8 protein-coding genes and 1 pseudogene are annotated in these 7,271 nt (G+C 69.0%); 2 read left to right on the top strand and 7 right to left on the bottom strand.

Annotation, left to right across the window (positions count from 1 at the left end):
- Position 1 precedes the first annotated feature (1 nt).
- Together IE249_RS29475 and IE249_RS40315 are read left to right on the top strand one after the other, a co-directional pair.
- On the top strand, positions 2–343 hold the full coding sequence (locus IE249_RS29475) for a hypothetical protein (protein WP_229859513.1): 342 nt from the start codon (positions 2–4) through the stop codon (positions 341–343).
- 119 nt (positions 344–462) lie between these two features.
- Positions 463–871 (top strand): annotated as a pseudogene (locus IE249_RS40315) (IS30 family transposase); the annotation flags it as partial.
- Between the two features lie 169 nt (positions 872–1,040).
- On the opposite strand, the gene IE249_RS29480 reads toward IE249_RS40315, so the two are convergent.
- The 7 genes from IE249_RS29480 to IE249_RS29510 all read right to left on the bottom strand — a co-directional run bounded on the left by IE249_RS29480 (position 1,041) and on the right by IE249_RS29510 (position 7,221).
- Positions 1,041–1,367: an SCO5918 family protein gene (locus tag IE249_RS29480; protein WP_189709627.1), complete on the bottom strand. Its 327-nt coding sequence runs from the start codon at positions 1,365–1,367 to the stop codon at positions 1,041–1,043.
- 50 nt (positions 1,368–1,417) lie between these two features.
- Entirely contained in the window at positions 1,418–1,819 is a 402-nt protein-coding gene (locus IE249_RS29485; protein WP_189709629.1) for a CBS domain-containing protein, read from the bottom strand.
- Between the two features lie 45 nt (positions 1,820–1,864).
- Positions 1,865–3,361 carry a DEAD/DEAH box helicase gene (locus IE249_RS29490; RefSeq protein WP_189709631.1) on the bottom strand — a complete coding sequence of 499 codons (1,497 nt, stop codon included), beginning with the start codon at positions 3,359–3,361 and terminating at the stop codon, positions 1,865–1,867.
- 347 nt (positions 3,362–3,708) lie between these two features.
- Positions 3,709–3,912: a cold-shock protein gene (locus tag IE249_RS29495; RefSeq protein ID WP_014145516.1), complete on the bottom strand. Its 204-nt coding sequence runs from the start codon at positions 3,910–3,912 to the stop codon at positions 3,709–3,711.
- 620 nt (positions 3,913–4,532) lie between these two features.
- Positions 4,533–4,775, bottom strand: coding sequence for a DUF5302 domain-containing protein (locus IE249_RS29500; RefSeq protein ID WP_189709633.1), 243 nt, complete (start codon positions 4,773–4,775; stop codon positions 4,533–4,535).
- A 172-nt stretch (positions 4,776–4,947) separates the two neighbouring features.
- Complete coding sequence (locus tag IE249_RS29505; protein ID WP_189709634.1) at positions 4,948–6,363, bottom strand: DEAD/DEAH box helicase; 1,416 nt, start codon at positions 6,361–6,363, stop codon at positions 4,948–4,950.
- 369 nt (positions 6,364–6,732) lie between these two features.
- A complete protein-coding gene (locus tag IE249_RS29510; protein WP_189709636.1) occupies positions 6,733–7,221 on the bottom strand; it encodes a GNAT family N-acetyltransferase in 489 nt (162 codons plus the stop codon).
- Positions 7,222–7,271 lie beyond the last annotated feature (50 nt).

Here is a 7,271-nt window from a genome sequence, read left to right on the forward strand (position 1 = left end):
GCTGCTCGTTGCGATAGCTGCCCTTGTGGAGTCCGGGCAGAGCAATCAGATGTCCCTGACCGTGGTCACCAGTGGTGCTGTCATCACCGGTCGGCTGGCTCCGGAAGCCATGTGGAGGCAGAGGGTGTCCGAGGTGCTGACGGACTCCGCCGACCTGGGCGAGTTCTCCGCCGTCTTCGACACCCCCGCGAGGAAGGACGGACCGCCCACGCATCTGCATTTCCACGTCGCCCGGATCCTGCAGGGTACGGTGGGGATCCCGGAGACAGGCGGCATGTACCGCGTCGCGATCGAGGACGTCAGTGCGTGGACCGTAGGCGACTTCAGCTACTCGGACCACTGACTCACCGGCCCACGGCACAGTGAAACCCCACCGGCACGCTTCGGTTCCAGTGGTCCTCTCAACGCCCTGGTTCAAGGGCTGCGAGGGACTTCGAGATCCGGAAGGATCGGCGGCCGTGACGGATCATCGGCATCGACCGCCGCACCGGCAAGCGTTGGCTCTACGGCCGACAGGCGTCCAGGAGGTACAGGGCAGCCCCGCCCATCATGGACATGGGGCTGCCCTGGCAAGCACCCGAACCCCCGGCTCGCCCTGAGGAACCCGTCGGCCCGTCGCTCTACCTCACCGAGGCCGGCCGCATCCGCATCCGCATCGCTGACCGGCTCCGGGAGACGGCGTCCGTCCGGGCCGACGCGGCCGGGCTTGGCCGCGGTCCCTCCAGCGTAAGCCGGGAGATCGCCGCAGCCGCACGCTCATGCCCAACGGCGGCTGGTCCTACCGTCCGTGCGCCGCCCAACGCCGCGCGGACGCCCGCGCAGCCTCCAGCCCGGCAAGATCGGCCACAACCCCAGGCTGCGGGACTTCCTGACTGGACGCCGCCGCCACCGCACTCAACAGCCGCCCATGCAAAACGCTCGGCTGGGAGACCCCAGCCGAGCGTCTGTCCAAACTGCTCGCGGCCTGATCAACTCACCGCAGTGTTGCTACGACTCCTGGAATCCGCCCTCGCCGGTGGGGCCTCACTGCTCTGTTCGGCTCACACCTGTCCGTACGTCAGGCGGACAGGGGGAGCGCCGAGCGTCGCGGAGGCCGGCCCGGACGGGTCGGCCAGGGGCGCAGATGCGGCGGTGGGGCGGGTGCGGCAGGTGAAGCCGAGTCGGGTCATGGCCCTGAGGACTTCGCCGGTGCTGAAATCACGCCGGTCCTGGCGGGTGACGACCTGGCCGACCTGCTTGGCGGGGTAGTGGCGTCGTCCGATGATGACGAACTCACCGGTGACCGGCTCAGGTGTGACGCCCTTCATCGACTCCAATACGCCGCTCTTGGTCAGGTCGAACGGGAAGCGAGCGATGACACAGCGCATGATGCCTCCAGGGAGAAGAGAAGACCGCCCAGGACAGGGGTGACGGCGGTTCAGCGAGAGACGGAGAGGACGCCCAAAGCGTTGCCGTGTCCGTCGCCCACGGGCGGGACCCCGAGCCGGCGGCGGCGCATCGCACGCTCGGCTTCGGCCCTCGTGGCCAGCGGCGAGGCGAAGGGCCCGATGACGTCGGCGATGTCACGCAGGCGGATCCGGTCCGTGTATCCGGAACCGTCACGAACGGCCGTGAGCCGGTCCCGGGTGACCAGGCCGGTGCACATGCCGTCCTCGTCGCAGACGACCAGCTGACCTGTACGGGCGGCGGTCATCACGGACAGTGCCACCTCCACGGTCATGTCCTCCCAGACCTGCGGTCCGGCCGCGTCCGCGGGATCGGCCGCCGTCTGCACGGCGTTGGTACGAGTTGAGCGGAACTGCGTCTGGTCCAGCGTCAAAGGGTGCCTCCTGCGAAGTTGGGCGGGCTTCCTGACACGAAGGTTCTATGCCGCCGCACCGGCGGTGGACTGCCGTACGGACGCGCCGCGGGCCGCCGAGACGGGGCGGCGTCGGCCGCGTGAGGTGGCGCCGCGCTTCTTGGGGCGTTCGACCACCGGTGCGGTGATGACGACCGGGATGCCGGAGGGGGTCTGGGCGCCGGTGATGCGGTGCAGGGCCTCTTCGCCGACGCGGACCTGGGTGGTCTGCGGGACAATGCCGGCCGCTGCCATGACGCGGGTCATGCCGCGGCGCTGGTTGGGGGTGACCAGGGTGACGACGCTGCCGGACTCTCCTGCGCGGGCGGTGCGGCCGCCGCGGTGGAGGTAGTCCTTGTGGTCGGTCGGCGGGTCGACGTTGACGACGAGGTCGAGGTTGTCGACGTGGATGCCGCGCGCCGCGACGTTGGTCGCTACCAGCACGTTGACGTGTCCCGTCTTGAACTGTGCCAGCGTGCGGGTGCGCTGTGGCTGTGACTTCCCGCCGTGCAGGGCGGCGGCCCGTACCCCGCTGTTCAGGAGGTGTTCGGTGAGGCCGTCGACGGCGTGCTTGGTGTCGAGGAACATGATCACGCGGCCCTCGCGTGCGGCGATCTGGGTGGTTGCCGTGTGCTTGTCGGCGCCGTGAACGTAGAGCACGTGGTGCTCCATCGTCGTGACCGCGCCGGCCGAGGGGTCGACGGAGTGCACGACGGGGTCGCTGAGGTAGCGGCGCACGAGCAGGTCGACGTTGCGGTCGAGAGTGGCGGAGAACAGCATGCGCTGGCCTTCGGGGCGGACCTGGTCGAGGAGGGCGGTGACCTGCGGCATGAAGCCCATGTCGGCCATCTGGTCGGCCTCGTCGAGGACGGTGATGGAAACCTGGTTCAGTCGGCAGTCGCCACGGTCGATGAGGTCTTTGAGGCGTCCCGGCGTGGCGACGACGATCTCGGCGCCGGCGCGCAGCGCGCTCGCCTGTCGGCCGATCGACATTCCGCCCACCACCGTGGCCAGCCGCAGCCTCACGGAGCGGGCGTACGGGGCGAGCGCGTCGGTGACCTGCTGCGCCAGCTCACGCGTGGGTACGAGGATCAGCCCCAGCGGCTGCCTCGCCTCGGCGCGCTGCCCGGACGTACGGGCCAGCAGCGCCAGCCCGAAGGCCAGGGTCTTGCCGGAGCCGGTGCGGCCACGGCCCAGTACGTCCCGGCCGGCGAGGGAATTCGGCAGGGTCGCGGCCTGGATCGGGAAGGGTACGGTCACGCCTTGGGAACTGAGCGCGCCCAACAGCGCCCCGGGCATGTCGAGATCGGCGAAGCCCTCCACGGCGGGGAGCGCGGGAGTGATCGTCCTGGGCAATTCGAACTCCCCCTGGACCGCGGCGGGCCGGCGGCTGTAACCACCAGAACGGCCCGGCCCACCGGAGCGGCTCGTGGCCGACGAACCGAATCGGTTGCCGCCCCTTCCGGATTCGGCCCTGCCGTTACGGGTGCGGGTGAAGCGGTCGTTTGTGCGTGTGCGGTTCATGCGGAACCTTCCTCGATGCGGCACATATCAAGGAATTCCCGCAGCGATCAGCAGCACAGAGAATTGCAAGAATGGACCGATGGAACGCGAAAGCGAAACTGGCCGACGAAAAATCCGTGCGGCACAGGAGCTGGAATGAGTGGCGCGAAGCGGACGCAACGTTCGGGCGTCCGCCCCGATGAAGCCATGAAGGGATGCGTGCACCCCTGAAGGATGCCCCGTATACGGTGAGCCTACGGGTTTCCTGGTTGTCGTCCGCAGGCGAAACCGCTGCGGAAACGCGAGCAGCTGGGGCCCGCACCCCGAAGGACGCGGGTGCCCCAGCTACAACTACGCGACAGTCAGCGTCAGGCGAGAACGATGTTCTCGGCCGTCGGGCCCTTCTGGCCCTGCGCGATGTCGAAGGTCACCTTCTGGCCCTCCAGCAGTTCGCGGAAGCCCTGGGCGGCAATGTTCGAGTAGTGGGCGAACACATCAGCGCCGCCACCGTCCTGCTCGATGAAGCCGAAGCCCTTTTCCGCGTTGAACCACTTCACAGTACCAGCAGCCATGTCATTTCTCCTTTGGGGCAGTTCATCGGGATCCGCACTGCGCGGCCCCCGTGTCGCCGCGATGATCACCCCGCCCGGAAAAAGACCGGATAACAAAAGCGCTTCCAACGGCACAGACGCCGACCGGACAGCACTTGAAGTTTTGGGAACCACAACTGCAACTGACATCGACAGTAGCACGCCGAAGCGGCCTGTGTACGGTGAAGAATCCCACCCCACTTAATGCGATAGAGAATCTGTCCGCCTGTTCGGTTGAAAACTCAGCTCGCGGGCACAGATATTGACCCAGCCGGAGCGCAGCGTTTCGGGAAGCATTGGAGGCGCGCCCAGCGTAAGGGCTGCTCCCGCGAGGTATGGTGCGGGCGGGCGTGGAGATCAGGGTGGCTCCGGCAAGCGTCACGGCCCGTCCCCGGCTCAGCAGTGCTCTCATCCCGGGATTCCACTTCGGCGGCGCCACGGACCCGAGCCAACCGCATCTGGGCCATTCCCCCAGGCGAGTCCGCCGGCTACGCCCGCCCGCGACGCGCGCACGGGCATGCGCACGTCGCGGGCCACTGGGCGGGACGCGCGAGTGGATGGCGCGATGCCGCTGAAGCGGTCAGATCGCGGCACTCATCGACTCAGCCGCCGCTCTTGCGCCTGAAAGACCGCTGGCTCGCAGCCGGACCATGCGCCGAACGTACCTTCGACGCATCGGACTTGGCGGCAACATCAGCGGCGTCCGCCTGTGCACCGCGCTTGCGCGCCAGGGCTTCGCGGAACTTGCGCTTGAGGTCGTAGTTGCCGTCGCTGTCCGGCTCCAGAGGGGACGTCTCGGGGGCATCCGGCTCCGAACCTTCCGTAGATACGGGCTCTGCGGCCATGGTGACCTCCTGGGTTCGGGGGGGGTGGGCAAGCACAGCTTGTCATGCCGGGCGCAGTGCGAGGCGCCGGCAACATCATCCCGCTCCGTTTCGGCAGGCATCCCTCTCGCGGCCGAAGGACCGAGGGTTGCCGATCCCGTGGCCAGGAGATTCGCCGCCAGGGCAACGGCTCTCAGCCGTTGCGACGCACGAGGGCGGCCTTGCGGGCCTCGGCGAGCTTGCGGGCCTCTCCGGCCTTTCGGGACTTGCCGCCGGCGCCGCGGGAGGTGCCCTTGCTGGTGCCGAGGCCGCGGAAGGGAGCGTTGGTGTTCTTGGGTCGGGGGACGGCGGGCTCGCCGTCGAGCGGGATCCCGGACGGAGTCCTGGCGCCGGTGATCCGGCTCAGCTCCGCCTCGCCCGAGCGCACCTTGGTGACGGTCGGCTCGATGCCGGCCCCGGCCATCATGCGGCTGGTCTCGCGGCGCTGGCCCGCCAGCACGAGCGTGACCACGCTGCCGGACTCACCGGCGCGGGCGGTGCGGCCCGCCCGGTGCACATAGTCCTTGACGTCGGTGGGCGGGTCGACGTTGACCACGAGATCGAGGTCGTCGACGTGCAGGCCACGGGCCGCGACATTGGTCGCCACCAGAACGGTGATCTGGCTGTTCTTGAACTGCGCCAGGGTCCGTGTGCGCTGTGGCTGGGACTTGCCGCTGTGCAGGGCCCCGGCGTGCACCCCGCTGGCCCGCAGATGCCGGGTGAGCTGGTCGACGGCGTGCTTGGTGTCCAGGAACAGCAGTACGCGGCCGTCGCGGGCGGCGATTTCCGTGGTGACGGCGTAGCGGTCAGGGCCGTGAACGACCAGAACGTGGTGCTCCATCGCCGTGACCGTGCCCGCGGCCGGGTCGACCGAGTGGACGACGGGGTCGTGGAGGTAGCGGTGGACCAGTTGATCGACGTCGCGATCGAGAGTGGCCGAGAAGAGCATCCGCTGACCGTCGGGGTGCACCTGCTCGAGCACGTCGGCAACCTGCGGCAGGAATCCCAAGTCGCACATCTGGTCGGCCTCGTCGAGCACGGTGACTCTCACCCGTCCCAGGCGGCAGGCATTGCGCTCGATCAGGTCGTGCAGGCGTCCGGGGGTGGCGACGACCACCTCGGCTCCCTGGCGCAGCGCGGCGACCTGCCGGCCGATCGACGTTCCACCGACGACCGTGGCGATCCGCAGTCGCAGTGCCTCGGCGTACGGCGCCAGCGCCTGGGTGACCTGTTGGGCCAGCTCCCGGGTGGGCACCAGGATCAGAGCGAGGGGCTGCTTCGGTTCCGCGCGCCGCCCGGCCGTCCGTGCGAGCAGCGGCAGGCCGAAGGCGAGCGTCTTGCCCGATCCGGTCCGCCCGCGTCCCAGGACGTCGCGCCCCTCCAGGGCATCGGGCAGTGTGGCGGCCTGGATCGGAAAGGGTTCGCGCACCCCGAGTTCGCCAAGTGTCCGCAGCACCTCCGTCGGCAGTCCCAGACCGGCGAAGGTGACGGCCGGGACCAGTGCCGGGGTCGTTGCCCCAGGCTGGGCGGGACCGCCGTGAGCGATGCCGGAGTCATGGGGATGCTTCATGAACAGCCTTCCGCAAGGAAACGTACCGAGGAAGGCCCGGCAGGTTTGAACGGCCCACGCACAAGCCGAACGGAACAGATTGAATCGCCCACCGCGACGACCACGCAAACGCGTGAGACTAACACACGGCATGTCCTCGCGCCGCTGATACCGATCGCCCCTGTGTGACCGCGACTGACCGATACCGGCTGCCCACCCGGCCCCTGGTGCCGGCCGAACCACCTGGCCTTTCGACGGCAGACCGCTGGGGCAGGCGATCAAGGCGCCAGGGCAGAGGAGACCACACACACGGAGCGCGCGGCGTCCAGCGACTGCTGCAAGCCGGCCACCACGCAGCGAAGCCGGTGCCTCGCCGGCCGGCACACCGCGTCATTCCGAAGAAACGCGAAACTCGAATTCGGGACGGTCCCACGGCACGGCGGGCGGGTTCGCGTACGCGGTCCCGGTCCGCACCGCACCAGCGCGGTGGTAGAAGCCCTCGGCGGGAAGATGCGACACGACCTTGACACGGTCGAGCCCGGCGGCACGGGCCTCGGACTGCATGTGCGCGACGAGCAGCCGTCCAATACCCCGTCCTTGCGCTTCGTCGGCGACGAACAGCAGGTCGAGCTCCGGTGGAGCAAGGACGAGCGAGTAGAACCCGAGGACCCGGCCTCCGTGCTCGTCGGCGCCGACGGCCACAAAGGTGCGGTGGGCCTCGATGTAATCAGGACCGACCCGGTAGCCCGCGACTGCGGCCGCGTAGTCACCCGCGTAGGCGCCTGAGCCACGCACGAGCCGCGTGAGCCGTTTGGCATCCCGCGCGACGGCTCTCCGTATCGTGATCGGCTGGCCGATCGGGGAAGTGCGTGAACTCATCAGGAGAGTATGTCGCACCGGGGCCGTGCCGTCGTGCGACGGGTCGGTTG

This window comes from Streptomyces anandii JCM 4720, from assembly GCF_014650655.1.
Classification (GTDB): Bacteria; Actinomycetota; Actinomycetes; order Streptomycetales; family Streptomycetaceae; genus Streptomyces; species Streptomyces anandii.

Excerpts from the sequence above, each read along its gene's own strand:
- IE249_RS29480 (WP_189709627.1), bottom strand. The coding sequence starts at position 1,367 with ATGCGCTGTGTCATCGCTCGCTTCCCGTTCGACCTGACCAAGAGCGGC.
- IE249_RS29490 (WP_189709631.1), bottom strand. The coding sequence starts at position 3,361 with ATGAACCGCACACGCACAAACGACCGCTTCACCCGCACCCGTAACGGC.
- IE249_RS29495 (WP_014145516.1), bottom strand. The coding sequence starts at position 3,912 with ATGGCTGCTGGTACTGTGAAGTGGTTCAACGCGGAAAAGGGCTTCGGC.
- IE249_RS29500 (WP_189709633.1), bottom strand. The coding sequence starts at position 4,775 with ATGGCCGCAGAGCCCGTATCTACGGAAGGTTCGGAGCCGGATGCCCCC.
- IE249_RS29505 (WP_189709634.1), bottom strand. The coding sequence starts at position 6,363 with ATGAAGCATCCCCATGACTCCGGCATCGCTCACGGCGGTCCCGCCCAG.
- IE249_RS29510 (WP_189709636.1), bottom strand. The coding sequence starts at position 7,221 with ATGAGTTCACGCACTTCCCCGATCGGCCAGCCGATCACGATACGGAGA.